Source organism: Labrys sp. E2SS-1L (genome assembly GCF_057073705.1).
The window spans coordinates 2,708,766-2,734,842 of record NZ_CP172712.1; the positions used below are offsets into that span (position 1 = coordinate 2,708,766).

Annotated in this window: 25 protein-coding genes; 14 read left to right on the forward strand and 11 right to left on the reverse strand. The window is 64.4% G+C overall.

Going from position 1 to position 26,077, the window contains the following annotated elements; genetic code table 11:
* Positions 1-183 precede the first annotated feature (183 nt).
* Positions 184-1,386 (forward strand): CmlA/FloR family chloramphenicol efflux MFS transporter, encoded by a 1,203-nt coding sequence (gene cml / locus ACIGJE_RS12475; RefSeq protein WP_367623965.1) that lies wholly within the window; start codon positions 184-186, stop codon positions 1,384-1,386.
* Between the two features lie 278 nt (positions 1,387-1,664).
* Here the strand turns inward: cml and ACIGJE_RS12480 are convergent, their stop codons facing one another.
* The 6 genes from ACIGJE_RS12480 to moaA all read right to left on the reverse strand — a co-directional run bounded on the left by ACIGJE_RS12480 (position 1,665) and on the right by moaA (position 7,157).
* Positions 1,665-1,877 carry a hypothetical protein gene (locus ACIGJE_RS12480; RefSeq protein ID WP_311933254.1) on the reverse strand — a complete coding sequence of 71 codons (213 nt, stop codon included), beginning with the start codon at positions 1,875-1,877 and terminating at the stop codon, positions 1,665-1,667.
* A gap of 266 nt (positions 1,878-2,143) precedes the next feature.
* Positions 2,144-2,929 (reverse strand): enoyl-CoA hydratase-related protein, encoded by a 786-nt coding sequence (locus ACIGJE_RS12485; RefSeq protein WP_367623964.1) that lies wholly within the window; start codon positions 2,927-2,929, stop codon positions 2,144-2,146.
* A 14-nt stretch (positions 2,930-2,943) separates the two neighbouring features.
* Positions 2,944-3,873: a DMT family transporter gene (locus ACIGJE_RS12490; RefSeq protein ID WP_311933252.1), complete on the reverse strand. Its 930-nt coding sequence runs from the start codon at positions 3,871-3,873 to the stop codon at positions 2,944-2,946.
* A complete protein-coding gene (locus ACIGJE_RS12495; RefSeq protein ID WP_415082780.1) occupies positions 3,873-4,757 on the reverse strand; it encodes a DMT family transporter in 885 nt (294 codons plus the stop codon). Before ACIGJE_RS12495 ends, ACIGJE_RS12490 begins: the two co-directional genes overlap by 1 nt.
* Positions 4,758-4,870: 113 nt before the next feature.
* Positions 4,871-6,001, reverse strand: a complete 1,131-nt coding sequence (solA, locus tag ACIGJE_RS12500) for an N-methyl-L-tryptophan oxidase (RefSeq protein ID WP_415082782.1) — start codon at positions 5,999-6,001, stop codon at positions 4,871-4,873.
* 148 nt (positions 6,002-6,149) lie between these two features.
* Positions 6,150-7,157, reverse strand: coding sequence for a GTP 3',8-cyclase MoaA (gene moaA / locus ACIGJE_RS12505; protein WP_415082842.1), 1,008 nt, complete (start codon positions 7,155-7,157; stop codon positions 6,150-6,152).
* A 316-nt stretch (positions 7,158-7,473) separates the two neighbouring features.
* Here moaA and ACIGJE_RS12510 point away from each other — a divergent pair, with 316 nt between their 5' ends.
* A complete protein-coding gene (locus tag ACIGJE_RS12510; RefSeq protein ID WP_415082784.1) occupies positions 7,474-7,857 on the forward strand; it encodes a gamma-butyrobetaine hydroxylase family protein in 384 nt (127 codons plus the stop codon).
* Between the two features lie 15 nt (positions 7,858-7,872).
* Here the strand turns inward: ACIGJE_RS12510 and ACIGJE_RS12515 are convergent, their stop codons facing one another.
* Positions 7,873-9,036 (reverse strand): patatin-like phospholipase family protein, encoded by a 1,164-nt coding sequence (locus ACIGJE_RS12515; protein WP_311933248.1) that lies wholly within the window; start codon positions 9,034-9,036, stop codon positions 7,873-7,875.
* A gap of 129 nt (positions 9,037-9,165) precedes the next feature.
* Positions 9,166-9,909 carry an acetoacetate decarboxylase gene (locus tag ACIGJE_RS12520; protein ID WP_415082786.1) on the reverse strand — a complete coding sequence of 248 codons (744 nt, stop codon included), beginning with the start codon at positions 9,907-9,909 and terminating at the stop codon, positions 9,166-9,168.
* Positions 9,910-10,188: 279 nt separating this feature from the next.
* Between ACIGJE_RS12520 and ACIGJE_RS12525 the strand changes: the two genes are divergently transcribed.
* On the forward strand, positions 10,189-10,977 hold the full coding sequence (locus tag ACIGJE_RS12525) for a 3-hydroxybutyrate dehydrogenase (protein WP_415082788.1): 789 nt from the start codon (positions 10,189-10,191) through the stop codon (positions 10,975-10,977).
* Positions 10,978-11,123: 146 nt separating this feature from the next.
* Here the strand turns inward: ACIGJE_RS12525 and ACIGJE_RS12530 are convergent, their stop codons facing one another.
* Together ACIGJE_RS12530 and ACIGJE_RS12535 are read right to left on the reverse strand one after the other, a co-directional pair.
* Positions 11,124-11,708 carry a L,D-transpeptidase gene (locus tag ACIGJE_RS12530; protein WP_415082790.1) on the reverse strand — a complete coding sequence of 195 codons (585 nt, stop codon included), beginning with the start codon at positions 11,706-11,708 and terminating at the stop codon, positions 11,124-11,126.
* A gap of 182 nt (positions 11,709-11,890) precedes the next feature.
* Positions 11,891-12,634, reverse strand: coding sequence for an SDR family oxidoreductase (locus ACIGJE_RS12535; RefSeq protein WP_415082792.1), 744 nt, complete (start codon positions 12,632-12,634; stop codon positions 11,891-11,893).
* A gap of 81 nt (positions 12,635-12,715) precedes the next feature.
* Here ACIGJE_RS12535 and ACIGJE_RS12540 point away from each other — a divergent pair, with 81 nt between their 5' ends.
* Together ACIGJE_RS12540 and ACIGJE_RS12545 are read left to right on the forward strand one after the other, a co-directional pair.
* A complete protein-coding gene (locus tag ACIGJE_RS12540; RefSeq protein ID WP_149254476.1) occupies positions 12,716-13,048 on the forward strand; it encodes an ArsR/SmtB family transcription factor in 333 nt (110 codons plus the stop codon).
* Positions 13,049-13,149: 101 nt separating this feature from the next.
* On the forward strand, positions 13,150-13,551 hold the full coding sequence (locus tag ACIGJE_RS12545; RefSeq protein ID WP_415082794.1) for a rhodanese-like domain-containing protein: 402 nt from the start codon (positions 13,150-13,152) through the stop codon (positions 13,549-13,551).
* 150 nt (positions 13,552-13,701) lie between these two features.
* On the opposite strand, the gene ACIGJE_RS12550 is transcribed toward ACIGJE_RS12545, so the two are convergent.
* Positions 13,702-14,475, reverse strand: a complete 774-nt coding sequence (locus ACIGJE_RS12550; protein WP_415082844.1) for a helix-turn-helix domain-containing protein — start codon at positions 14,473-14,475, stop codon at positions 13,702-13,704.
* Positions 14,476-14,790: 315 nt separating this feature from the next.
* Here ACIGJE_RS12550 and ACIGJE_RS12555 point away from each other — a divergent pair, with 315 nt between their 5' ends.
* From ACIGJE_RS12555 to ACIGJE_RS12595, 9 genes are all read left to right on the forward strand, one after another.
* Entirely contained in the window at positions 14,791-17,046 is a 2,256-nt protein-coding gene (locus tag ACIGJE_RS12555; RefSeq protein WP_415082796.1) for a marine proteobacterial sortase target protein, read from the forward strand.
* Positions 17,047-17,111: 65 nt separating this feature from the next.
* Positions 17,112-17,684: a class GN sortase gene (locus ACIGJE_RS12560; protein ID WP_415082846.1), complete on the forward strand. Its 573-nt coding sequence runs from the start codon at positions 17,112-17,114 to the stop codon at positions 17,682-17,684.
* A 54-nt stretch (positions 17,685-17,738) separates the two neighbouring features.
* Positions 17,739-18,521, forward strand: a complete 783-nt coding sequence (locus tag ACIGJE_RS12565; protein ID WP_311933240.1) for a DeoR/GlpR family DNA-binding transcription regulator — start codon at positions 17,739-17,741, stop codon at positions 18,519-18,521.
* Between the two features lie 388 nt (positions 18,522-18,909).
* Complete coding sequence (locus ACIGJE_RS12570) at positions 18,910-20,418, forward strand: sugar ABC transporter ATP-binding protein (RefSeq protein ID WP_415082798.1); 1,509 nt, start codon at positions 18,910-18,912, stop codon at positions 20,416-20,418.
* Positions 20,418-21,413, forward strand: coding sequence for an ABC transporter permease (locus tag ACIGJE_RS12575; protein ID WP_415082800.1), 996 nt, complete (start codon positions 20,418-20,420; stop codon positions 21,411-21,413). The genes ACIGJE_RS12570 and ACIGJE_RS12575 overlap by 1 nt, the downstream gene beginning before the upstream one ends.
* Positions 21,414-21,422: 9 nt before the next feature.
* On the forward strand, positions 21,423-22,394 hold the full coding sequence (locus ACIGJE_RS12580) for an ABC transporter permease (protein WP_415082802.1): 972 nt from the start codon (positions 21,423-21,425) through the stop codon (positions 22,392-22,394).
* Between the two features lie 160 nt (positions 22,395-22,554).
* A complete protein-coding gene (locus ACIGJE_RS12585) occupies positions 22,555-23,658 on the forward strand; it encodes an autoinducer 2 ABC transporter substrate-binding protein (RefSeq protein WP_311933236.1) in 1,104 nt (367 codons plus the stop codon).
* Between the two features lie 403 nt (positions 23,659-24,061).
* Entirely contained in the window at positions 24,062-25,108 is a 1,047-nt protein-coding gene (locus tag ACIGJE_RS12590; RefSeq protein WP_367623952.1) for an ADP-ribosylglycohydrolase family protein, read from the forward strand.
* A complete protein-coding gene (locus ACIGJE_RS12595; RefSeq protein WP_415082805.1) occupies positions 25,105-26,076 on the forward strand; it encodes a PfkB family carbohydrate kinase in 972 nt (323 codons plus the stop codon). The genes ACIGJE_RS12590 and ACIGJE_RS12595 overlap by 4 nt, the downstream gene beginning before the upstream one ends.
* The last annotated feature ends 1 nt before the right edge of the window (position 26,077 follow it).

Genomic DNA, 26,077 nt, shown 5'->3' on the forward strand with positions numbered 1-26,077 from the left:
ATTTTGCTAAAGGCCTCGTTTCATCCGTTTGACAGGAGCCGGACATGAAGGGCCTCAAATCGTCGGACCGCTAGGCCGCAACGACATGTCGATGTTGTTGCGGCGTTCTGTCCGATCCCGTCCGGTTTTGCACTGAAGAGGCAGACCGCCGCCGAATGTTTTCATTTGAGCGGATGTTTTGTCATGCCTGCCAAAAACCCCGTCTGGGGTCATTGCCTGCCGTCGGCCCTGCTGCTGATGGCCCCCTTCGATATCCTCGCTTCCCTGGCCATGGATATCTATCTGCCCATCGTGCCCATCATGCCGGCAGCGCTGGGTACCAGCGCGTCGGTGGTCCAGCTGACCCTCAGCCTCTATATGGTGATGCTCGGGGTGGGACAGATCATCTTCGGGCCCTTGTCCGACCGTGTCGGCCGCCGGCCGATCCTGATCGGCGGTGCAGTCGTGTTCCTCTTCGCTTCTCTGGGACTTGCAGCCAGTTCGAACGCCGTCATCTTCCTGGCCCTGCGCTTCCTGCAGGCAGCCGGCGCTTCCGCCTGCCTGGTGGCGACCTTCGCCACGGTGCGGGATGTCTATGCCGAACGTCCCGAGGGCGCCATCATCTACAGCCTGTTCAGCGCCATGCTGGCATTCGTGCCGGCCCTGGGACCGGTCGCGGGGGCACTCATCGCCGATCATTTTGGCTGGCGGGCGATCTTCGTCACGCTTGGGCTGCTGATGACGGGCGCCCTCGTCCATGCAGCATGGCGCTGGCCCGAGACCCGGCAAACGCCACAGGAACTCGCCCGGCGCCCTGCCATCACGGTTCTCGGCAGTTATGCGTTCTGGACCTATACGGCAGGCTTCGGCACGGCGATGGGGAGCTTCTTCGTCTTCTTCTCCACCGCGCCACGGGTGCTGATCGACAGGGCCGGCTATTCGCCCCTGGCCTTCAGCCTTGCCTTCGCCACGGCCGCCCTGGCGATGATGGTCGCAACGCGCTTCGTGCCCGGCCGTGTCGAGCGCTGGGGGCGCCTGGGTTGTCTGAGACGAGCGATGGTGACGATCCTGGCCGGCGCCGGCCTGCTCGCGGCGGGCGAGATCATGGGGGCGCCGTCCTGGTGGAGCTTCCTCGCGCCGATGTGGGTGATCGCCGTCGGCATTGTCCTCGTCGGCGGTATCGCCGCCAATGGCGCGCTCGAAGGCTTCGATGACATCGCCGGCGCCGCGGTTGCGCTGTATTTCTGCGTGCAGAGCCTGATGGTCGGCATTGGCGGAACCCTGGTCGTCCTGGTTCTGCCGGGGGATACCGCCTGGCCGCTGGTCGCCTATGCCGCCGGCATGGCGAGCCTGGTTCTCCTTCTTGCCGGAGCAAAACGTGGAGGGCTCGTGGAGGCAGATGCCTGAAATCCCTCTGCGGGCTGGAGCATTTTGCTCCGGCCCGTCTTGTTCCCGTCACAAAGGCTCCCTATATAGCCTTTCAAGGGTGATCCGGCGGACGCGTCGGGTGCTCGATCGAAAGGCAGCCCTACCACGGATGTACTGGGGGGCGGGCCGATTGAAATGAAAGGGCCGGTGTTTCGCCTTCGGGTTTGATCCTGGTCTTTGTCGCAAGGCAACCCCGCTAGCAATGGCGGGGTTTCGTTTTTCTGGCGTATGTCGAGCGCTTCCCGGGCGCCGGGCGCTCACTCCTTGCGGATGAGGAAGAACCAGGCGAGATAGCCGCCGACCGCCAGGGCAATCAGCAGCATCACCGTCTGTTTGGTATCGGCGCTCAGGGCTGCGTCGCGCTGCGCCTGGGCATAGCGGCTCGCCATTTCGGGATTGCTACTGACATAGATGGCGGCGATGCCGAGTATGGCGGCCAGCACCAGCCAGATCCAGCGTGAACGAAACAAATCAGATCCTCAACTTAGCCTAGTTGCATTCTCGGCCGGAATGCTGACGATTTCACGTTAAGAAAGTGCAATTCTAGAGCATCGCGCCGAAAAGTGGACGCCGGTTTTCGGCAAAGGCGAGGCGACAACAATAACCTACAGCGTCGAACTCGATTCCGAAATCGAGTCCGACGCTGTAGAGCAAAGTGCGTTCATGCGTGAACTTCTTTGCTCAAATTCCTTGTTTCGACACGCCTTCGTGCTCCACCGAAACGCAGAACGCCTCGTCAGCGACCCTGGAACAGCGGCGCCCGCTTGGCCAGGAAGGCCGCGACGCCTTCGGCAAAATCATGCGAGGCGCCGGCCTTGCGTTGCAACGCGGCTTCCAGGGCCAGTTGGGCATCGAGATCGTTGTCGGCGCTGGCCAGCACCGCCTCGCGGATCATGCGGAAAGCCAGGGCCGGGCCCAGGGCGAGCTTGGCAGCAAAGGCCGCGACGTCGTCGCGGAAGCTGACATCCTCATAGAGCTTGTAGACGAGGCCCATGCGCAGGGCCTCCTCCGCCGGCACCGGTTCGGCCGTCAGCATGAGGGCGAGAGCCCGCTTGGGACCGATCAGGCGCGGCAGCAGCCAGGTGCCGCCGGCATCGGGGATGAGGGCGATCTTGGCGAAGGCTTCCTGCAGGGTCGCCGATCGCGACGCCAGCACGATGTCGCAGGCCAGGGCGATGTTCATGGACGCGCCGACAGCCGGCCCGTTGAGGGCTGCGATGGTCGGCTTGGGAGAGGTGACGATCTGCTTGATCAGAGGATTGTAGTCCCGTTCCAGGGCAGGGCCGAGATCGATGCCGCCGCGGCTGTCGCGCGGCAGGTCCTCGGTGAGGTCCTGGCCCGAGGAAAAGGCGCGCCCTTCGCCGGTGAGCACGATCACCTTGACGTCGTCATCGGTGATTGCCGCTGAAAGGGCCGTGCGGAGTTCGGCGTGGAGGCTCGCCGTGAAGGCATTGAGCTTTGCCGGCCGGTTCAGCGTCAGGGTGCGTACCGAGCCCGCATTCTCCACCACCAGCTCGCTCATGCCGTACTCCCTGTTCAAACACCTTTTTCCAGCGCCGCCTCGATGGCGCGCCGGCGCCGCATTTCGCGGCCGGCAGCATAAAGGCCGCTCAGGATGATCAATATCATGCCGGCGCCCGCCCACACATCGGGTAAATCGCCGAAGACCGCAAGCCCAGCCAGGACCGAAAGCGCGATGGCCGAATAGCGGAACGGGCTGACGACCGAGACATCGGTGCCGCGATAGGCGGCGATGACCAGGGCATGCCCGCCGACCAGGCTCAGGCCTCCCAGCATCAGGAGCGAGAGGTCGGCAAGATGGAGCGGCTGCCATTCGGATAGCGCCGAACCGGCAAAGCCGGCCAGGGAGACGATGGTCGTTGTGCCGAGCGTCACCAGCAGGGTCGGCACGCTGGCGCCGATGCGGTGGGTGACGAGATCGCGCAGCGCCGCCAGCACGGCGCAGGCCAAGGTGGCCAGGACATAGAGATTCAGGCCTTGCGTGCTCGGGCGGGCCACCAGGATCACGCCGGCGAAACAGACGAACACGGCCACCCACCGCCTGGCGTCGACCTTCTCCTTGAGCAGCAGCGCCGACAAGGCCAGCAGCAGGATCGGCGCGATCTGGCCGATGGCGGTGGCGATGCCGAGCGGCACATGGCTGAGGCCGAGAATGGAGGCGAAGGCGACCACGCTCTCCATGCCGCCGCGCGCGGCGACCCGCCATTGCCAGATCAGGCGGAAATGGCGCTGAAGGCCGCTGGCCAGGATGAGCGTGAGCACGAAGGCCGTCGCAAAGACGCCGCGAATGGCGATCACCTCGCTGACGGGCATGCGCGCCGTGGCGAGCTTAGCGACGGAATCGTTCACCACGAAGCAGGCCATCGCAGCGATCATCAGGACGATGCCGCGCTGATTGGCCCGTTGGCGACCGAGATCGGCCTGGGTAAATGCAACCGTGGTCATCAGGCGATGGCTTCCTGCCTGCGCCTCGATCTGACGAAGAGCAAAGCAAGCCCGCTGGCCACGATCAACGCCATGCCGGTGATGGCGAGCCCGTTCGGCACCTCGCCCCAGACCAGGAAGCCGCCGATCACCGCCCAGACGGTAAAGCTGTAGTAGTAGGGCGCCACGATCCCGGCCGGCGCTCGGCGGTAGCTCAGGAAGATCGCCATCTGGCCGAGCGTGACGATGAAGCCGGATGCGGCCATGGTCAGCCATTGATCGAACGAAGGTGGCATCCAGCTCTCATGGATCAGGGTGGCGCAGCCGGTGGCGAGCGTCAGCACGACGGTCGTGGTGGTCAGGACGACGAAGGTTGGAATGGTGGACGGCGTACCGCGGGTGAGCAGGTCCCGCGTCGCCACCATCATGGCGGTCAGGAAGGCGTAGATCGCGGCGGGCGAGAGACCCGAACCGCCGGGCTGTGCCACCAAGAGGGCGCCGAGGAAACCGGTGCAGACCAGGACGAGGCGGACGGCGCCGATGCGCTCGCGGAAGATGACGGCCATGGCGATGATGACCAGCAGCGGTGCGGTCTGGCCGATGGCGATCGCATCGGCGATCGGCATGGCGGAGAGCGCCGCCATGTAGAAGAAGGTGGCCGTTGCCTCGAGCAGGGCGCGCAAGATGGCTCGCCAATGCAGGGCGCCGCCGAGCTGGCGAAGCTGTCCGGTCGCGACCAGCAGGAGGCCGCAGGACATCAGCCCGAAGAAACCGCGCATGAACAGGACCTGGAAGGGCTGCAAACCCTGCGCCGTGAGCTTCATCAGGCTGTCGCTGACGACGAACAACCCTGTCGCGAGAACCATCGCGACGATTCCGGACCAATGCGATTGTGCGGGCGGCATGGAGGCGCAATCAAAAGATCGCCGCCGGCGGGCAGCGGGCAATCAGGAAGGTAAGAGAATAATACTTACCTATACTTTGCCTGACGATTTGGCAAAGACAAACCGAGCAGAACTCAAGAAAAGCGCGAGAGGCCGAACATGCCGAGGTCGAAGCGGCTGCTGCCCGTGGTAGCGAGTTCGGCGAGAGCTTCGCCGATGGCGCTGGCGAATTTGTAGCCATGGCCCGAGCAGGGGGAGGCGACGATGACCTGTTCGTGGCCGGGCAGGGTATCGATGATGAAATGCTCGTCGGGCGTCATCGTATACATGCAGGCCTTGAGGCCGAGCAGGTCGCCATTGGCGCCCGGAATGTGCTTGGCGAGGCAGGCCCGCAATTGCTCGCGGTGCCGGGGCGAGGGTTCACGGCTGGGCGTATCGGGATCATAGGCTTCGCCGCCATAATGCGGCGAGCCGAGCTTGAATCCAGGATGCTGCCACAGCGGAAAGCCGTAGAAATGCCCCTCGTCGGCTTCGAGCGTGAAAACCGGGAAATGGGAGAGGTCGAACAGGGAGGGCCGGGCAGGGGCAAACCAGCCGAGTGTCTGCAGCACCACCTCGGTCGAGGGCTTGAGCGTGGGCACGAGCTCCCCGATCCAGGCGCCGGGCGACAGGATGAGCCTGCCGGCTTCGTAGCTGCCCAGGTCGGTCGTCACGCGCACCCCGCCATCCGCTGTCGGCTCCCAGCCCAGCATGGCTTCGCAGCCGTGAATCTCGGCGCCGTGATGCAGGGCGAGTGCCGTATGGGCGAGGATGGCCCGCTCGGAAGCCACGAAGCCCGACTGGGGCTGGTAGAGGCCGATATGATTGCGGTCGAGCGTGAAGGGATAGCGTGCCTCGATGGCGTCGCGATCGAGCAATTCGTACTCCAGGCCATGGGCCTGGCTGGCCTCGAGTGCCTTCTCGACGATGCCGCTGCCCTCATGGGCGATGTCGAGCGCGCCGACCTCGAAGAATAGCGGCTCGCCGGTGAGCTTGCCGGTCTCGATCCACAACTCCCGGGCCCGCTGCACCAGGGGCACATAGGCTTCGCCCTCGAAATAAGCGAGGCGCAGGATGCGCGTCAGGCCATGCGAGGAACCCATCGCATGGCCGATTTCGAATTTCTCGAGGCCGAGTACACGCACGCCCCGCTTGGCGAGCTGATAGCAGGCGGCCGATCCCATGCCGCCGACACCGGCGACGATTACATCAAAGGTCTTGGACATTATGGGAGGCAAGTGGAAGGCAAACCGACCGAGTCTTCAACCCCTGGGAGCGCGGACATCCTGTCCGCCCTTCCTCGCCTGCGGGCATAGCGTTTCCAAGAGCGGACATCGCGACATGTCTTCATGTCGCTGAGATGTCCGCGCTCCATCATCCCCCCGTCACGCTCATATGCCGGCTAACCGCGGGCTGCCTGGTGCGCCGGTCGATGACGAAGTCATGTCCCTTGGGCTTGCGGGTGATGGCACGGTCGATGGCGGCGTTGAGCAGATCGTTGGCCTCGGAGGCGCGCAGGGGAGCCCGCAGGTCGGCGGCGTCTTCCTGGCCCAGGCACATGTAGAGCGTGCCGGTGCAGGTGACGCGCACCCGGTTGCAGCTCTCGCAGAAATTATGGGTCATCGGCGTGATGAAGCCGAGGCGCCCGCCGGTCTCGCGCACCCGCACATACCGGGCGGGGCCGCCCGTATTATAGGGAATGTCGTCCAGTGTGTAGCTGTCGAGGAGCTGGGCGCGCAGCACCGAAAGCGGCAGATACTGGTCGACCCGGTGCCCGGTGACGTCGCCCATCGGCATCACTTCGATGAAGGTGAGGTCCATGCCGCGGCCATGGGCCCATTCGATCAGCCCGACCGCTTCGTTTTCCGTCATGCCCTTGATCGCGACGGCGTTGATCTTCACCGCAAGGCCCGCTTCCTGAGCCTTGTCGATACCATCCATGACCTTGGCGAAATCGCCCCAGCGGGTGATCGCCTTGAAGGCAGCCGGATCGAGCGTATCGAGGGAGACATTGATGCGCTTGACGCCACAAGCCTTGAGTTCAGCAGCATAGCGGGCGAGCTGCGAGCCGTTGGTGGTCACGGTGAGCTCGTCGAGCCGACCGCTGTCGAGATGGCGCGAGATCGAGCGGAACAGCGTCATGATATCGCGACGCACCAGCGGTTCGCCGCCAGTGAAGCGCAGCTTGCGCACGCCCTTGGCGATGAAGGCGCTGCACAGCCTGTCGAGTTCCTCAAGGGTGAGCAGGTCCTTCTTGGGCAAGAAGGTCATGTCCTCGGACATGCAATAGACGCAGCGAAAATCGCAGCGGTCCGTTACGGAAACACGCAGATAATTGATCGCGCGCCCGAAAGGGTCGATCATCGGCGGCATGTCCGCCATTGCATGATCATCCAGCACGTCCACACTCCCGGGGCAAGGCGCTCTTGAGCAAAGCCGCTCCACCCCCGCTCGCTGTTTCGACGCGTCTTTGTGGCGAGATCAACGAACCGCCGCATCGAAAGACGCTTTAGGGGCATGTCCCCTTTGGTATTCTTCTAAGCCGACGAGGGCCCAAACACCAATGATAGTCTAGGCAAATTGCCATTATGTCGCAGAGTCCGAGCCGAATGCTCAAACAGCATCGGTTTAGGTTTGCGGCTTGCGCAGCATCCGCCTTCTCCTTATGTGGCGATCAGAACAGAAAAGGGAAGATGCCGTGAGCGGAGACGTCGCGAAGGCCTGGCCGACCGAATTGCGCCTGTCCAAGGACAAGAAGACCCTGACCGTGAGTTTCGACGACGGCCAGTCCCATGTGTTCAGTGCCGAGATGCTGCGCGTGATGTCGCCGAGTGCCGAGGTGCAGGGCCATAGTGCCGCCGAGCGCAAGACGGTGGGCGGCAAGGTCAACGTGGCGATCCTCAGCCTCGATCCGGTCGGCAATTATGCCGTACGCATTTCCTTCGACGACATGCACAATACCGGGCTCTATACATGGACCTATCTGGCGGAACTCGGCCGGGAGAAGGAGAGCCGCTGGGCCTCCTATCTTGCCGACCTCAAGGAAAAGGGCCTGACGCGCGAAAGGCCGGGGCAGCGCTGAGCAGCCCCGCTTCCCTCAGGTTGGGTCCTCGCGATGGAGGTCGTGAATGGCCATGCCGCCCTCGGCGTCCACGGGAGGCAGCAGCCATTGGCGATGGCGCAGCGTGCGCTGGGTGTCCTCCAGCCCCATGTCCCAATGCTCGCGCATCGAGGTGCCGGAGAATTCATAGTCCTTGGCGTGGCCCTCGTAGTTCTTGTGCTGGTAGATCAGGTGCACGATGTTGACGAGGCCGAGCTTGGCGTGGCTGTCGATGAGCGCCTGTTCGTCCCGCGTCAGCAAATCCTTGGGCACGCGCTTCAGCGCATCGATCAGATGGGTCTTGATGCCGTGGATGCGCCGGAAATTGTCGGTGTTCTGGCGCGTCCGGCTCGAATACATGATGTCCTTGTGGCGCGACAGTACGTCCGGCATGCTGCGGGGCAGGGTGCCGCGGGCGCTGAAGAGATCGACCTGGAACACCAGCGAGCTGCGCTCCTCCTCCTGATCGAGCAGATATTGCAGCGGTGTGTTGGAGACGATGCCGCCGTCCCAATAATATTCACCCTCGATGCGGATGGCGGGAAAGGCTGGCGGCAGGGCGCCCGAGGCCATGATGTGCTCGGGGCCGATGCGGACCTCGTCCGTGTCGAAATAGACGAAATTGCCGGTGCGCACATTGACGGCGCCGACGCTCAGGCGCTTGCGGCCATCGTTGAGGATGTCGAAGTCGACAACCTCTTCCAGCGTCCGCTTCAGGTCCGAGGTGTCGTAGAAGCTGGTGGCCCCTTCAGCGCCCGGAAGCTCCAGCCAGGGATTGGGCAGGCGTGGCTTGAAGAAGCCGGGCTGGCCCTGTGACATGGTGATCCAGGAGCTGGTGCGGTTGCGGATGTCGCGGAACAGATCGCCTTCCGGCGTATAGGCCCAGATCTTGCGGCCGGAGATCGTCTGCCAGAACTGCTCCAGCCGCTGCAGCCGGTGGCGTGGCTCGTTGCCGGCGATGATGGAGGCGTTGATAGCGCCGATGGACACACCCGAAAGCCAATTCGGTTCGCAGCCGGCATTGGCCAGCGCCTCGTAGACGCCGGCCTGGTAGGCACCAAGCGCGCCGCCGCCCTGGAACACCAGGGCGATGCGATCATATTGTGCCGAGATCTCCTCGATGGTGGCGCGCGCGGCCTTGTCTCTATTGCGTTCGAGCACGGTGGAAACTCCGGTCAGGCATGGCGTTTTGCGATTTGGTGGAATCACCAAGAATCGCAAAGACGCGTTGAACCAAAGACTTAGAGTAAAAAAGCGTTCACGCTTGAACGCGCTTTGCTCTAGGCGGGGTCAGCGGGCGGCGAGATAGTCGTGCACCACCTCGCCGAGCCCGAGCGTGAGGTCGGCGACGAAATGCACGGCCGAGACGACCTCCAGCACCGGCAGGCGGCTGACATCGGCCATGACATGGGCGTGCAGTTCCAGCGCGGCCGGGGCCGTCCAGGCTTCCTTGAGCGTCACGTCGGTGAGGTGATAGCGCACGAGTTCGCAGATCCGCGGCGACCCGTCGACATGCGGGATGATCTTGATGAGGAAGTTGGGCGCGCCGAGCGAGTCCAGCACGGCCTGCCGGTCGGCGAGGCGATGCTTGTAGCCCATGGTCCCGGTGGCGCAGAGCACGCTGCCGTAATGAAGCGTGCCGACGATGACTTCGCCCTCATGCACGATCTTGGGTGTCGCCAGCTTCTTGGGAAAGCCCCACAATTCGCGGCCACCGGCGATGGGGGCATCGTCGTCCAGATACATCGAATGGACATAGGCGCCGTGCTGGCCCTTGAATCGCACCGGAATGACCTGCCCGGTCTCGGTGTAATCGCCGAAGCCGGTCGAATCGGGCATGCGGATGAATTCGTATTTCACCAGCGGCTCGTCGATCTCGAGCGGGGCGGGCACCGCCGCTTCCAGCGCCTCGCGCGTCGTGCGGTAGGTGATGATGATGTATTCGCGGTCGAAGAAGCGGTAGGGGCCAGGCGGGAAGGAGGGATTGGTCAGCGGCATCGCATAGGCGCGCTTGACGACTTCGGCTTGATCCACGGGATGTCCTTCATGAAAAGCGGGGAGGATCTCGGCCTATGTTGCATGGCAGCATGACAGGTCCATGTCCGCTGGAGCAAAGCGCGTTCATGCCTGAACGCCTGTTCGCCCCCACTCATCGTCCCCGAGCGTCTTTGCGATTCTGGGTGATCCCGTCTCGTTGCAAGGCGCTCTGGGAGCCGAAGGCCGGTGTAATAAGGGCGACATCTGGCCATGCCAGCTTCCGGGCCGGCGGTCCTGTCCGCCGCACCTTCCCACCTCCTGCCTGACGAGATGAACATGGCCCAACTCTCCTCCCGCAATGCCCTGGTCACCGGCTCGACCAGCGGCATCGGCCTCGCTGTTGCCCGAGCCCTGGCGGCCGAAGGGGCCAACGTCACCATCAACGGTTTCGGCGACGCCGATGCCATCGAGCGCGAACGGGCCGGCATCGAAAAGGATTTTGGCGTGAAGTGCCGCTACAGCGGCGCGAACATGATGGTTGGGGCCGAGATCACCGCCATGATCCACGAGGCCGAGGAGGCTTTCGGCACTCTGGACATCCTGGTCAACAATGCGGGCATCCAGCACGTCGCCCCGATCGACGAGTTTCCGGACGACAAGTGGGAAGCCATCACCCGCATCAACCTGATCGCTTCCTTCTATGCCATCAAGGCAGCGCTTCCCGGCATGAAGCAGCGCAGATGGGGCCGCATCCTCAATACGTCTTCGGCGCATGCGCTCGTGGCCTCGCCGTTCAAGTCTGCCTATGTCGCCGCCAAGCACGGCGTTACCGGCCTGATCAAGACGGTGGCCCTCGAGGTTGCCGAGCACGGCATCACGGCCAATGCCATCGCGCCCGGCTATGTCTGGACGCCGCTGGTGGAAAAGCAGATTCCCGATACGATGAAAGCGCGCGGACTGACCGAGGAACAGGTCAAGCACGATGTGCTGCTGGCGGCGCAGCCGACCAAGGAGTTCGTCACGGTCGACGAAATCGCGGCCGTCGCGGTTTTCCTGTGCAGTGATGCCGCCAGGCAGATCACCGGCACCACCCTGCCGGTCGACGGGGGCTGGACGGCGCAATGATGCGAGATCATCCCGTGCGAATGCGGCCCGCAGTGACACTTCGCAGACGGGGGACCGCAGGACAAGAAAGGCGCTCTATTCGAAGCGCGGTCCCGGATCTGTGCCGCATCACTGCGTGATGCAGCGCGTCCGGGATGAGACGTGCCTCAGCCGCGGACGACCACGACCCGGGTGCCGACCTTCACGCGGTCATAGAGGTCGGTGACGTCGTCGTTGGTCATGCGGATGCAGCCCGACGAGACCGCTTGGCCGATGGTCTGCGGCTCATTGGAGCCGTGGATGCGGTAAAGGGTCGAGCCCAGATACATCGCACGCGCTCCGAGCGGATTCTGGATGCCGCCCTCCATATAGGCGGGCAGGTCCGGCCGGCGCTTGCGCATCTGCGGCGGCGGGGTCCAGCCCGGCCACTCGGCCTTGCGCGAGATGCGATGCACGCCACCCCATTCGAAGCCCCGGCGGCCGACACCGACGCCGTAGCGCAGGGCGGTGCCGTCGTCGAGCACGAGATAAAGTCGGCGTTCCTGCGAATTGATCACGATGGTGCCGGGCCTCTCGCGGCCGCTATAGGTCACGACCTCGCGCGGAATCGGCGAGACGGCGGCAACCGCGCCGGCATTGGCTGGCTGGCGCGAGGTGCCGAACAATTTCTCGAAAATACTGGCGGCGTTGGCCGAGCTTGAGGCAATGCCCAAGCTCGACACCAAGACCAGGCCGGTCAAAAGACGACGCATGTTGAAGCCCCGAATGGTTTGATCGAAATTCTTCGATCCCCCTTGAATGAACAAAGCCTCGATCTTCGGATTCTTCAACTGGTAGACGACTGTCAGTCGCTAGTCTTCACGCGAAAATCAAAGCCTGTGTCCTCTCAACAACACTTGGCTGAAGCACGCTGTGCGTATTGACACCAGGCATCTCAAGCATTGGTGCCGCCATCGATGGTATAGGTGCCGCCCGTGGCGTATTGCGCTTCCGGACTTGCCAGCCAGGCGACCAGGCCGGCGATCTGCCCGGGCTCGCCATATTTGGGGATCGCCATCGCTGCCCGGGCCTGATCGGCGCGTTCGGTGGTGGCAGGGTTCATGTCGGTATCGGTCGGGCCGGGATGGACGATGTTGACGGTGATGCCGCGCGGGCCGAGATCCCGGGCCATGGCCTGGCTGAGACCGGTCAGGGCCGCCTTGCTCATGACGTAGAGGCCGATGCCGGCGCGCCCGACCCGGCCGACCAGATTGGAGCCGATGGAGACGATGCGTCCGCCTTCCCCCATATGGGCGGCGGCCGCCTGGGAGGCGACGAAGGCGCCGCGCAGATTGGCGGCGATGATGCGGTCGAAATCTTCGAGGGTGACCTGTTCCACCGTGCCGCCGATGAAGATGCCGGCATTGTTGACGAGGATGTCGAGCCGGCCGAAAGTGGCGGCGGCCTGGTCCACGGCGCCCCGCACGGCTCCGGCGTCGGCGCTGTCGGCCTGGAGCACCAGGGCGCGCTGGCCGCTCGCCCGGATTCGACCAGCAACGACCTCGGCACTGTCGGCGCGACTGGCATAGGTGATCGCGACATCGGCGCCCAATTCCGCCAAGCGCACAGCGATGGCAGCGCCAATCCCGCGGCTTCCTCCGGTCACGATGGCTGCCTTGCCCGACAGGGTCTTGATCATGGTCGCCTCCTTGGTAAGATATTCGCCTTACCTAGCAGATGGTATAGGTACGATGCAAGGCTTACCTTTGGAGCGTTTTCCATGGCGGATCATGAGGGCCATCCGGAACCGGAGGAGATGCAGCTCGGCCGCCTCATGGCCGCTCTGGCCGACCCGTTGCGCCGGCGCGTCATTGCCGAATTGACGTTGGCGCCGGACGGCACGGCGCGTAGCTGCGCCTCCTTCGGTTTCGAGGTCAGCAAGGCGACGCTGACGCATCACTTTCGGGTGTTGCGCGAAGCTGGCCTCATCCGGCAGGTCGATCGTGGCAATAGTCGCACCGCCAGCCTGCGCCGGCAGGATGTCGAGATGCGTTTTCCCGGACTGTTGAGCCTAGTTGCGGCGGATATCGAAGACGTGCCACGGCGCGCCTGAAGCCATTCTGGCCAGATCTTGACGCTATCTGGCAATCGCGCCAGCTGCTGCCACGGTGCACATCGCCTATGAGGATGGCAGTTACACAACAGGAGACGATCATGAGCCTGGTCAGCGCCATCCCCGCCGCACCACCCCATCATGCCATTGCCCATTTCGAGCGCCGCCTTTCGGTCGAAACCGATTGTTCCGACGTGGCCCAGGCGCTGGCCACCGGCGAACGGGATTTCGTTCTCCTGCATGTCGTCGGTTCGCCGCAGACCTTTCGTCGCCGGCACGTTCCGGGGGCCCTTCATCTGCCACATCGCGAAATCGATGCGGAACGCATGGCGCATTGGCCTGATGACACCTTGTTCGTAGCCTATTGCGCCGGGCCGCATTGCAACGGCGCCGACCAGGCGGCCCTCAAGCTCGCCCGGCTCGGCCGCCCGGTGAAGATCATGATCGGAGGCCTCACCGGTTGGGCCGACGAGGGCTTGGCCTTCGCGGACGGGGAGGGGTGAGGCCATTCCCGGGACCGCCAGCATCTTGCTGGCTCTTGGAAACGCGGCGCTTGCTCGAAACAAAGAGCCAGCAAGATGCTGGCGGTCCCGGGAAGAGGCGGTCAAATATCATGCAAGCCGGTATTACTTCGTTGGGCGTCGATTTCGGCTCTACGGCCCCGCCTTGAACAGCGCGAACTCCTCTGCCGTCACGCGGTCGAGATGGTCTCGATAAGCTTGATAATGGCGATGGGAGGGGCCGATCCGCCCGAACGCGAGATCACCCTCCTGGCCGGGCAGAATCGGTACCAGGGCGATGGCGGCTGATACGGGCGTGAGCTGCGTGCCACGCCCGGCACGCAGCGAAGTGAGGATGCCGTACATCTCACCGGTATTCATGGGACGGCCGACCACTGCTACCCGGTACTGCCCGCTGATCGACGTCACCAGATAGACATGGCCGGACTGGTTCGGCACAGAGACCTCGCCCTGCTGGTTGAAGCCGGTATCGAGGCGCTCGGCTTCGCGGAAGATCAGGCGGGAGGCGCTGTCGCTCCAGGTAATCTCGGTGCGATAGGCAAATACCGCGCCGGCCTCGCCGAAGGAGGGGCGCAGAGTGAGGTAATTGCCGGTGAGCCAGGACACGGCCGCCTTGGTGTAGGAACCCAGATGTTCCGGCGCCGTGCCGCCACCCTGGATGGCAGCCGGGGCGGGAGCGTAATCGGCATGGCGCAGGTCGGTGCCGAGGGCTTCCTCCAGGCGAATGACGGTGGCGAGCGTGAAGGGGCGCCGCCCGGAAAGGGCCTTCTCCAGGGTCGACAGGCTGATCTTGGCCTTTTCGGCGAGGGTCTGGCGCGAAATGCGCCGACGCGCCAGAGCCTCGCGCACCGCGAGCGTGATCTGGTGGGCTTGTTCGCTGGAAAACTCGCTGTCCGACGTCAAGATACCGGTCCTGCAAAAGCATTTTTCTCATCGAAGAGTCGATCGACTTTTCGATGAGGAAAATTCGTTAAGACAAAGCTTTAGAGCAGAGCGCGTTCAGACATGAGCGCGTTTTGCTCGGAGGCGCCGACATAGCTCTGCGCACAATCACGTACAAAACCGGACATTGCCGCAGGAGTCCACAGCCGGCAAGGCGATTTGTGACGGTTTATGCCTAACAAACGCAGTTAATGAAGCTCGTACGCACGGTCCTCGCGGGAGCAGAACGGAACCAGGCCAACTGAGGCCAGACAGCGTTCAACCGAGGACGACATGCACATGAACCAAGCGGTTGCCGGCCGCCAAACCGGCAGACGACGGCACCCTCATTCCGGCATCGCTCGCGCCGCGCTGATTGCGTTGGCCGAACGTTTCCTCATGGTGGTGCTGGTCCTTGCAACCTTCCTCATCTTCGTGGTGGGCGCCTATGCCGCTCCGCGCATCACCGTCGACGATGTCAAGGCGGGATCCCTGCTCATGCGCACGGACGATCCCGGCAGCTATGTCGAGGCCGTCAGGACGGCCACCGATGTCCAGCTCAACGTCAGCGGCCCCACAATCCGCGCCACGCTGACCCAGATGTTCCACAATCCGAGCAAATCCTGGGTCGAGGGCATCTATGTCTTCCCGCTGCCCGACGGTGCCGCAGTCGACACCATGAAGATGGTAATCGGCCAGCGCGTCGTCGTGGCGGACATCAAGGAAAAGCAGCAGGCCAAGCTCGTCTATGAGCGCGCCAAGGCCGAAGGCAAGAAGGCGGCGCTGGTCGAGCAGCAACGGCCGAACATGTTCATGAACTCGATCGCCAATATCGGCCCCGGGGACACGGTGGTGATCCAGATCGAATATCAGGAACCGGTGCGTCAGGCCGACAACACCTTCTCCCTCCGCGTGCCGCTGGTGGTGGCGCCGCGCTTCTCGCCGAGCGAGATCGGCGCCGGCTCCGCTCAGACCGTGACCTTCCAGGACAAGTCGGGCTGGGGCGCCGTCACGCCGGCTCCGGCCTCGAGCCAGGTGCCGCAGGCGCCCGTTCTCGATCCGCGCGAGAATGCGCCGGTCAATCCCGTGCAGATCCGCATCGATCTCGACGCCGGCTTTGCGCTGGGCGACGTGAAGAGTGCCTTTCATCCCATCAAGATCACCGACAAGGGCCCCCAGGCCCGCCATATCGAACTGGCCTCGGGATCGGTGCCGGCTGACCGAGATTTCGAATTGACCTGGTCTGCCCAGCCCAGCCAGACGCCGGGCGTCGGCCTGTTCCGTGAAAAGGTCGGCAGTGACGATTATCTGATTGCCTATGTCACGCCGCCCAGCCTCAGGAGCGCGCAAGCCGACCAGCGTCCGCGTGACGTCACCTTCGTGATCGACAATTCCGGCTCGATGGGCGGCACCTCGATCGAGCAGGCCCGGGCAAGCCTTGCCTATGCTCTCGGCCGCCTGACACCATCGGACCGCTTCAACGTCATCCGCTTCGACGACACCTTCACCAATCTCTTCGGTGGCACACTGCAGGCCACGCCCGAGAACATTGCGCGGGCCCAGGACTATGTCTCGCGGCTCCAGGCCAATGGCGGCACCATGATGGTTGCCCCCATGCTGGAGGCCCTCAAGGACGACCATGCCGACGAAAAGGGCTTCCTGCGCCAAGTGGTGTTCATCACCGACGGCGGCATCGACAACGAGCAGGAACTGTTCGATGCCATCGCCTCGCATCGCGGTCGCTCCCGGGTCTTCATGGTCGGTATCGGCTCGGCGCCGAATTCCTACCTGATGACCCGCGCGGCTGAGCTCGGCGGCGGCGCCTTCATGCAGATCGGCTCGGTCGAGCAGGTGCAGGAGCGCATGAAGCAACTGGTCGACAAACTGGAAAGCCCGGCGATGACCAATGTCGACGTCGCCATCTCGGCCGGTTCGGCTGACGTGACGCCGCGCATCCTGCCCGACCTCTATCATGGCGAGACCCTGGTGCTGGCGGCCAAGGTCAAGCAACTCGGGGGCAATGTCGAGGTGCGCGGCCTCATTGACGGCAAGGGCTGGTCCATCTCGCTGCCGGTTGCCGGCGCCGCCGAGGGAGCCGGCATCTCCAAGCTGTGGGCTCGCCGCAAGATCGACGACACCGAAGTGGCGCAGACGCTGCGCCAGATCAGCCGCGAGGATGCCGACAAGCGCATCCTGGCGCTCGCCCTCGATCATCATCTCGTCACCCGCCTCACCAGCCTGGTGGCGGTGGACAAGACCCCGGTCCGCCCCCGCGGCGTGCGCCTGTCCCGTTCCGACGTGCCGCTCAACCTGCCGGCCGGCTGGGACTTCGACAAGGTGTTCGGCATCAAGGGCGAGACGGTTGCAGACCGCGAGCAGCGCCAGGCCCTGCTCGATCTCGATGGCAGGAAGGTGCAGACGATCGATGCCTCGCGCGCGATCAGCCTGCCGCAGACCGCCACCGACGCCGAACTGCGCCTGATCATCGGCGGCCTGCTGCTTGCCGGCGGCCTTGGCTTCGGCTTCCTCACCCGCCGGCGTAGGGCTGTGGCATGATCGCGCTCAAACTCGAAAGGCTCCCGCCCGCAGCGGCGGGAGCTTCCTTGCCAGCCAAGCTGCGGATGCTGGTCGTGGGTGGGTTGTTCTGCGCCGGCTTGGTCCTGGCCGGGCAGGGGGCGTGGATCCACGCCAAGGCCTTCCTGGCCCAGATCCTGCTCGACAGGGCCTTCGACCAGTCGGTGGCCAGCGGAACCATCGTCAAGCCCTGGTCCTGGCTGGATACCTATCCGGCCGCCCGCATCGAGGTACCTCGCCTCGGCAAGAGCGCGGTGGCATTGGAGGGAGCAAGCGGACAGGCCTTGGCGTTCGGGCCGGCTCATGTCGCCGGTACGCCGGCGGCCGGGGAGGAGGGCACCGCCGTCTATGCCGCCCATCGCGATACCCATTTCGCCTTCCTCGGCGAAATGCGGCTTGGCGACGAGATCAAGATCACCAACCGCGAAGGCATCACGGCTCGCTATCGTGTCACCGGCCACGACATACGCCGCTGGGACAACTCCGGCATCGACCCCGCCGCGCCCGGGCGCCATCTCGTGCTGGCGACCTGCTGGCCGTTCAACACCGTCACCAGCGGCCCCCTGCGCTACCTCGTTCACGCCGAGATGGTGCAGGAAGGCATGAGGAAGATCGATTGAAGCGACGCTCGCCATGATCTAGTTTGCTCACGAAACGTCCGATGGGAGCGAACCTTGAGCGAACTGAACCGTCAGAACCGGATCATCGAGGTTCTGGGCAAGCGTCCCTTCCTCACTGTGCGTGACCTGCAGGGGCAATTGGGCGTGTCGGCTGCCACCATCCGCCGGGATATCGACAAGCTCGACCAGTCCGGCAAGGCCCAGAAGGTCTATGGCGGCATCGCGGCGCTCGACGGGTCGGCCGCGCCCGGTCGTCATGCGGCCAAGCCCTATGACGAAAATCGCGATCTCGCCGTGGAAGCCAAGCAGGCGATCGCGGAGGAAGCGGCGACGCTGGTGCGCGATGGCGATTCCGTCATCATCCATGGTGGCTCCACCTGTTTCTATCTCGGCGCGAAGCTCGCGCATCGCAATGTGCGCCTCTATACCAATTCCATGCCCCTGATCGCCTTTCTCAGCGACCGCGGCAGCTGCAGCCTGACGGTTGCGGGAGGCGAATTGCACCGCGAGCCCGGCATCATCCATCCCACAGCGCCGGCGCCGCCGTTCTATGCATCGAAGTTCTTTCTCGGTGCCCAGGGCATCGGACGGGATGGGCTATTGGAATCCCACCCCCTGCTGGTGCGCACCATCATCGATCTCAGCGCCAATGCCGATCAGGTCGTCGTGCTGGCGGACAGCCGGAAATTTGCCATCCGTGCGCGCAGCGTCGCCTTGCCGCTTTCCCGGGTGGGCGTGCTTATCACCGATGATGGCTTGTCGGATAGGGATGCCAAGATGCTCGAGAATGCCGGCATCACGATCCGGATCGTTGCTCTCTCGCCCGATGCGGTCTGACGTGACCGCGTCCTGGTCTTTGTGATTAAGATCAATCGAATTGGCGCTCAGGCCTTTGCATGTGTTGGCGACGCCAGGCGGCGCCGCCCCGTTGCCGAGGTGCCTCTAAATATTGAAATATAACGGATAATGCTAGTCTCTCTCTGAAATCCGGCTATTGCGAGAGTGACGATTCTAGATCATGCATGAGTTAATTATTGCACATGATGCCGTATCCCGCTTGCTGAAAGATGATTTTTGATCTAGTTGGGCGATATGTCTTACAAAAAAGCGTGAGGAAAGGCGCTGACATGGGGGAGACGTGGGTCGGCCGGATGGCGATCACCACCGGGCAAGCCTTTCGATCACGCCTGGGTCGCTCCAGGGCGGCCGTCGTTCGGAGGGCGCCATGACAGCCGTCGTCAGCCTCCGCGACATCTCCAAATCCTTTTCCGGGGTGAAGGTGCTGCGCGACGTCAATTTCGACGTGCGCCCGGGCGAGGTCCATGCCCTGCTCGGCGAGAACGGCGCCGGCAAGTCGACCCTGATCAAGGTGATTGCCGGCGTGCACCAGCCGGATACGGGCACGCTGACGGTCGGCGGCGAGATTGTCCGCTTCACCTCTCCGCGCCACGCGCGCCGCCATGGTGTCGCCACCGTCTATCAGGAACTGCTGCTGTTCCCGGAACTGACAGTGGCGGAGAACATTTTTCTGGGCAATGCCCCCCGTCAAAAGTGGGGCGGGCTCGATTGGAGCGCGATGCGCCTCAGGGCACGGCAGCTCCTGGATTCCCTCGACAGCCATGATCTCGACGTGGATGCCAAGGTCGGCACCCTCTCCGTGGCCAATCGCCAGCGGGTCGAGATCGCCAAGGCGCTGTCGCAGGATGCCCGCCTGCTGATCATGGATGAGCCGACGGCCGCTTTGGTCGAGGCGGATGTGCGCCGCCTGATGAGCGTGGTCAAGAAGCTGCGCGAGCGCGGTGTCGCCATCATCTACGTCTCCCACCGCATGCCCGAGATCTTCGAGCTGGCGGATAGGGTCACGGTGCTGCGCGACGGCAGCTATATCGGCACGCGCGACATTTCCGAGGTGACCGAGGCCTCGCTCGTCTCGATGATGGTCGGCCGCTCGATCGAGCAGCTCTTCCCGAAGGTGGAGGCAACGCTCGGCGAGGTCGCGCTCGAACTGCGCGACGTCAGCTACGGCCGCAAGGTGAAGAACGTCTCGCTGAGCCTCAGGGCCGGCGAGATCCTGGGCCTCGCCGGCCTGATCGGCTCAGGGCGCACGGAACTGGCGCTGACCATCTTCGGCATCACACCGGCCGGCACCGGCGAGATTCTGGTCGATGGTAGCAAGGTGGTGATCGACGGCCCGCGCAAGGCGCGCGACCTTGGTATCGCCTATGTGCCCGAGGATCGCGGCTCCCAGGGCCTGGTGCGGCCGATGACCATCCGGGAGAACGTCTCGATGGCGGTACTCGACAAGATGTCGAACGGTTTCGCCATCCGCTTCGGCGATGAAATCCGCCGCTCGGTGGAGGCGATCAAGCGCCTGGGCATCCGCACCCGCGGCCCCGAGCAGGTCGTCGGCCAGCTCTCCGGCGGCAACCAGCAGAAGGTCGTGCTGGCCAAGTGGCTGGAGGCCAATCCGCGTATCCTGATCATGGACGAGCCGACCCGTGGCATCGATGTCGGCGCCAAGGCCGAGATCTATGCGCTGATGGGGCGGCTGGTGCAGCAGGGCGTCGCCATCCTGATGATATCGAGCGAACTGCCGGAGGTGCTCGGCATGAGCGATCGCGTCCTCGTCATCAATGGCGGGCGCATCGTTGCCGAATTCGACCGTGCCCGGGCGACGCCCGATGCCGTCGGCGCCGCCATGACCAATGCCCAACCCCTGCAGGGAGCCGCCTGATGGGCGAAACTGCATCCTCTTCCGCCCTCGTGCCCTCGCGTAGCCCCCTGGCGCGCCTCTTTGGCGGGCTCGGACAGGAGATGGTGGTGCTCGGCACGCTCGTCGTGCTGATCGCAGCCATCGGCCTCTACAATCCGCGCTTTCTTGGCGCCAGCAACCTGAACGCCATCTTCGCCGGCAATGCCTATATCGCCGTGGCCGCCATCGGCATGGCGATGGTGATCATATCCGGCCATATCGACGTTTCCATCGGCTCGTTGATCGGCGTGCTCGCCACCATCGCCGGCACGCTGGCGACCAAGGGCTATCCCGTCTGGATCGCCTGGCTGGTGCCGGTGCTGGTGGGCATCGCCATCAATGCCTTTGTCGGCCTGCTGGTCGCCTATGCCAGCATCCCTTCCATCGTGGTCACGCTCGGCATGCTCTCGATCCTCAAGGGCGGGCTGATCCTGGCGACCAGCGGCAACTGGATCAACAATCTGCCGCCCGACTTCCTGATCGCGCAGATGAGCTGGTTCGGCGTGCGCTCGCCCATCGTCATCATGGTGGTGCTGACGGCGGCCGTCGCCTTCTGGATGCGCTATTCGGCCTTCGGGCGTTCGATCTATGCGGTCGGCGGCAATCCGGAGGCTGCCCGCGCAGCCGGCATTCCGGCCAAGCCCGTGACGGTTGCCGTCTTCGCCATTCACGGCTTCTTCGCGGGTCTGGCGGCACTGCTCTTCGCCACGCAGCTGCAGGTGATCCAGTCGACCGTGCCGCCCGGTCTCGAGCTCACCGTCATCACCGCCGCCGTGATCGGCGGCGTCTCCATCCTCGGCGGCACCGGCACGGTGATCGGCTCGACCCTGGCGGCGATGCTGTTCGCCACCATCACCTCGGCTTTGACCTTCATGCCCTATTCCAACGTGCTGGTGTTCTGGAAGCAGGCGATCGTCGGCGTACTCATCCTCGTCACGGTGCTGGCGGACATGGTCCGCCGCCATCGCATGGTTTGAGGGGAGGGCATGATGAACTGGCGCTCCCTTCTGCTCCGCCACGAGGCCATCCTGGCTTTACTGCTGGTGGTCGTGCTCGTCTTCCTGGCGCAATCGTCCGACAGGTTCCTCACCGTCGACAACCTCCTCAACCAGGCCCGGCTGATGACGGAGATCGGCCTGATTGCCTTGGCGATGACCTTCGTCATCGTCACCGGCGGCATCGACCTCTCCGTCGGCTCGATCGTCGGCGTGGTCGCCATCGTGCTCGGCGTGCTCTGGCAGAATCTCGGCCTGCCGCTGCCGGTCGCCATCGTGCTGGCTCTGGCGCTCGGCACGTTGTGCGGCGTCGTCAATGGGCTGATCATCACCCGCTTCAAGGTGCCGCCCCTGATTGCCACCCTGGCCACGCTCGCCCTCTATCGCGGCCTGGCGGAGGGCATCAGCCAGGCCCGGTCCGTGCGCGGCTATCCCGACTGGTTCCTGGTGCTGGGGCAGGGGCAGGTGCTCGACGTGCCGGTGCAGGTCTGGCTGCTCGTGCTGGCGGCGATCGTGGCGGCCTGCGTGCTTGGCCTGACCGTGTTTGGCCGTGCTACCTATGCGATCGGCTCCAACGAGATTGCCGCGCGCTTTTCCGGCCTTGCGGTCGACCGCACCAAGATCCTGATCTACGGCGCCTCGGGCCTGTGTGCTTCGCTGGCCGGCGTGATTTTCGTCTCCCGCGTCACCACCACGCGCTCGGACATGGGGTCGGGCTGGGAGCTTGATGCCATCACGGCGGTGGTGCTGGGGGGCACCAGCATCTTCGGCGGGCGCGGCACCATCATCGGCACGGTGCTCGGCCTTGCTCTGATGCAGGCGCTGAAGAACGGCCTGCTGCTGCAGGGCTACAAGGGTGACAGCACCATCATCCTGATCGGTACGGCCCTGATCCTCACCGTGCTGCTCAGCAACCTGGTTCCCCTGCTGAGCCGCATCGCCGGTCGCAAGCGGCCGGCATGACGAAGATCTTTCGGCGGGGGCAGTGCTCCCGCTCGAAGAGGATGTTTTAGCGTAAGGCGTTCAATTTCAACGATCTGGCTCTCGTTCCGGAATCGGTTTCTCCGGCGGCGAGGACGGCAATGGCAGCCGGTACAAGACCGGCGAACTGTGGAGGAAGACCATGATCCGTATATCCCTGGCTCTCGCTTTGAGCGTGTCCCTGGTGGGCCTGGCGCATGCCGCCTCGGCCTGGACCGGCGGCGACGACCTGCCCACCAATCCGCTCGCCTGCGATGCCACGCCGGCCAGCGCGACGAGCAAGCCCTATGACGGCGGTGCCGTCACCGGCGCACCCGACCGCAAGGGCAAGCCGATCAAGGTGGTCGACGTGCCCAAGCTCATCGGCATCGGCTATTTCAACGCCACCTCCAAGGGCATCGCCGATGCGGCCAAGGAACTCGGCAATGTCGATGCCAAGACCGACGGCCCGACCAAGGCCAATATCGACGAGCAGATCACCTTCATCGACAACTACATCACCTCCGGCGTCGACGGCATTCTCTATGCCGCCAACGACCCGGTCGCGATCGCGCCCGTGCTGAAGAAGGCGCTGTCCAAGGGCATCAACGTCGTCGGCTATGACGCCAATTCCACCCCGGATTCCCGGCAGTGGTTCGTCAACCAGGCCGAGTTCAACGGCATCGCCAAGGCCATGGTCGACAACATGGTCAAGGAGAGCGGCGAGGACGCGGGCGTTGCCATCGTCACCTCGACCTTCACCACGCCCAACCAGGCCCGCTGGATCGCCGAGATGGCAGCCTATGCCGCCAAGTGCCATCCCAAGCTGAAGCTCCTGGAGACGGTGGAAGCGCAGGAAGACAATGCGCTGTCCTTCTCGCAGGCGACCACGCTGATCAACAAATATGGCTCCGATCTCAAGGGCATCTTCGGCATGACCAGCGTCGCCACGCCCGCTTCGGCCGAGGCGGTGACCCAGGCCGGCCAGTGCGGCAAAGTGGCGGTGATCGGGCTGGCCACGCCCAATGCCATGAAGCCCTATGTCGCCAAGGATTGCGTGAAATCCGTGGTGCTGTGGAACCCCGTCGATCTCGGCTATGCCGCCATGCAGGTCCTGCGCGCCACGGCCGATGGTTCGCTCAAGCCCGGCGACACCAAAGTCAAGGCCGGCAAGCTCGGCGAGCTCAATGTGATCAACGGCTCGGAAGTGCTGCTTGGCTCGCCCTTCGTCTTCACGAAAGAGAACATCGACAAGTTCGATTTCTGACGAAGGATCAAGGCTGTAAGCCAAAGCAGTTCACGTGGGGGAGAAAACGCCCTATTTTGTCATAGCCGGGCTTGACCCGGCTATCCAGGAGCCGCGTGTTGCCGACCAGGAAGCTGGATTGCCGGGTCAAGCCCGGCAATGACAAAGGTTGTGCAATCTCGAAGGCACTTATGTGAACCGCATCAACGCTGTAGGCGTCTTTCCCGAATCGGATTGTCGCCCAGTGTTCAAACAAGCAGAAGGCCGGGAGAAATCCCGGCTTTTCCTTTGACGCCGATCCGGAATCGGTGTCGAGAAAGCAGTATCCGACTACCCGGCGGGATGCCTCTTGACAGGGGGCGAATTGCACGGGAAGATCGTTTGTACACAAATGAATTTTCGGCGCTTTCTCGAAAGGGCAACCATGGCTGTTTCCGCTCAAAGCCGTGCTCGGGGGGCGCTGGTCGGCCTGGCGATCGGCGATGCCCTGGGTATGCCCACGCAATATATGCCGCGCTCCGTCGTCTCGGCACGCTACGGCATCCTCGAGCGCTTCGAACCGGCGCCCGACGACAACCCGATCAGCCGCGGCATGCCGGCGGGTCGGGTGACCGACGATACCGACCAGGCCGTCATCCTCGGCGAACTCCTGGTCGAGGGTAAAGGCTATGTCGATCCCAGGCGTTTCGCCGACGAACTTCTGGCCTGGGAAACCCGCATGATCGCGGCGGGCTCTGCCGATCTCCTCGGCCCCTCCACCCGCAAGGCGCTGACACTGATCGCCGAAGGCATGCCGACGGATGAGACCGGGCGCACCGGCGCGACCAATGGTGCGGCCATGCGCGTTGCCCCGGTCGGCATCGTCTTCCCCGCGCGTCCCGTCGAGGCGCTGGTCGATGCGGTCTTCCAATCCGGCCATGTCACCCACAACACCACGATCGGCCTTGCCGGCGCCTCGGCCGTTGCCGCCGCCGTCAGCGCGGCTGTCGACGGCGCAAGCATCGACGAGGCGCTGCAGGCCGCCGTGGAAGGTGCACGGCATGGGGCGAAACGCGGCTTCTATTTCGCCGGCGGCGATATCGCCGCGCGGATCCGCTGGGCGATCGAGCTGGTGCGGGGCAAAGGCGAAGCCGAGGCCCTCGAACTCATCTATGACATCGTCGGAACCGGCGTCGCCACGCAGGAGGCCGTGCCCGCGGCGATGGCCATCATCTCGCTGGCGCCCGAAGATCCTTGGCGCATCTGCCGCCTTTCGGCGAGCCTGGGTGGCGATTGCGATACCGTCGCCGCCATCGCCGGCGCAGTCGCCGGCGCCTGCCACGGCGTCGAAGGCTTTCCGGCCCCGGTGATCTCTGCCCTGGAAGCCGCCAATCCGGATCTCGATCTTGTCGGCCTGGCGGATCGCCTGCTGGCGCTGCGAGGCAGGGCATCGATCCTGCCGCCCACTGGGAAAGGGCCCGCGACGGCATGAGCACCAGGCCGCCTCTCACTCGTCTCCTGTCCGTGGGCAGCATCCTGGCCGATGTCCGCCTCGACGTGCCCCGCTTGCCGCAACGCGGTGGTGACGTGCTGGGGTCCGAGGCGACGATCAGTGCGGGAGGCGGCTTCAACATCCTCACGGCGGCTGCCCGCAACGGCCTCAAGGCCGCCTTTGCCGGCCAGCACGGCAAGGGGCCCTATGGCGAGCGTATCCGTGCCGAACTGACGGCCGAAGGCATCGAAGCGCTGATGCCGGCAAGCATGGACGGCGACAGCGGCTTTTGCATCGTGATGGTCGAGCCTGACGGCGAGCGCACCTTCGTCACCAGCCCCGGCGTCGAGGCGAGGCCGGGGCAAGAACCGCTCTCCGCCCTGCAACTGGGTCCAGCCGACGCCCTGTTCGCTTCGGGCTATGATCTCTGCTACCCGCAGCTCGGCCCCGTGATCGCCGATTGGATCGGCGGCTTGCCGGTGAGCGTCACCGTGATGATCGATCCCGGTCCCCTGGTCGCCGATATTCCAGCCGACATCATCGCCGCGGTGCTGGCACGGGCCGATATCTTGACCCTGAACCGGCGCGAGGCCGGTCTGCTCACCGGAAGCGACGATAGGACGGAGGCGGCGAGGCGGGTGCGCGATCGCCTGTCGCCGGGCGCGTTGGTGATCCTGAGGGATGGCCCCGCCGGGTGTTTCCTGCTCGGCGGCGACATCGGGGAGACCGGCCTGCAGGTTCCGGCACCGTCCGTACGCATGGTCGACGCCACCGGAGCGGGAGACGCCCATACCGGCGTGTTCCTCGCCGCGCTCGCGGCCGGCTATCCCGCAGCCGAGGCCGCGAAGCGCGCCAATGCCGCCGCTGCCCTTGCCGTCACCCGCAAGGGGCCGGCAACCGCGCCCCATACGGACGAACTGAACGCCTTCCTGGCCGAACAGGAGACCGAGAGGACAACAACAAGATAGG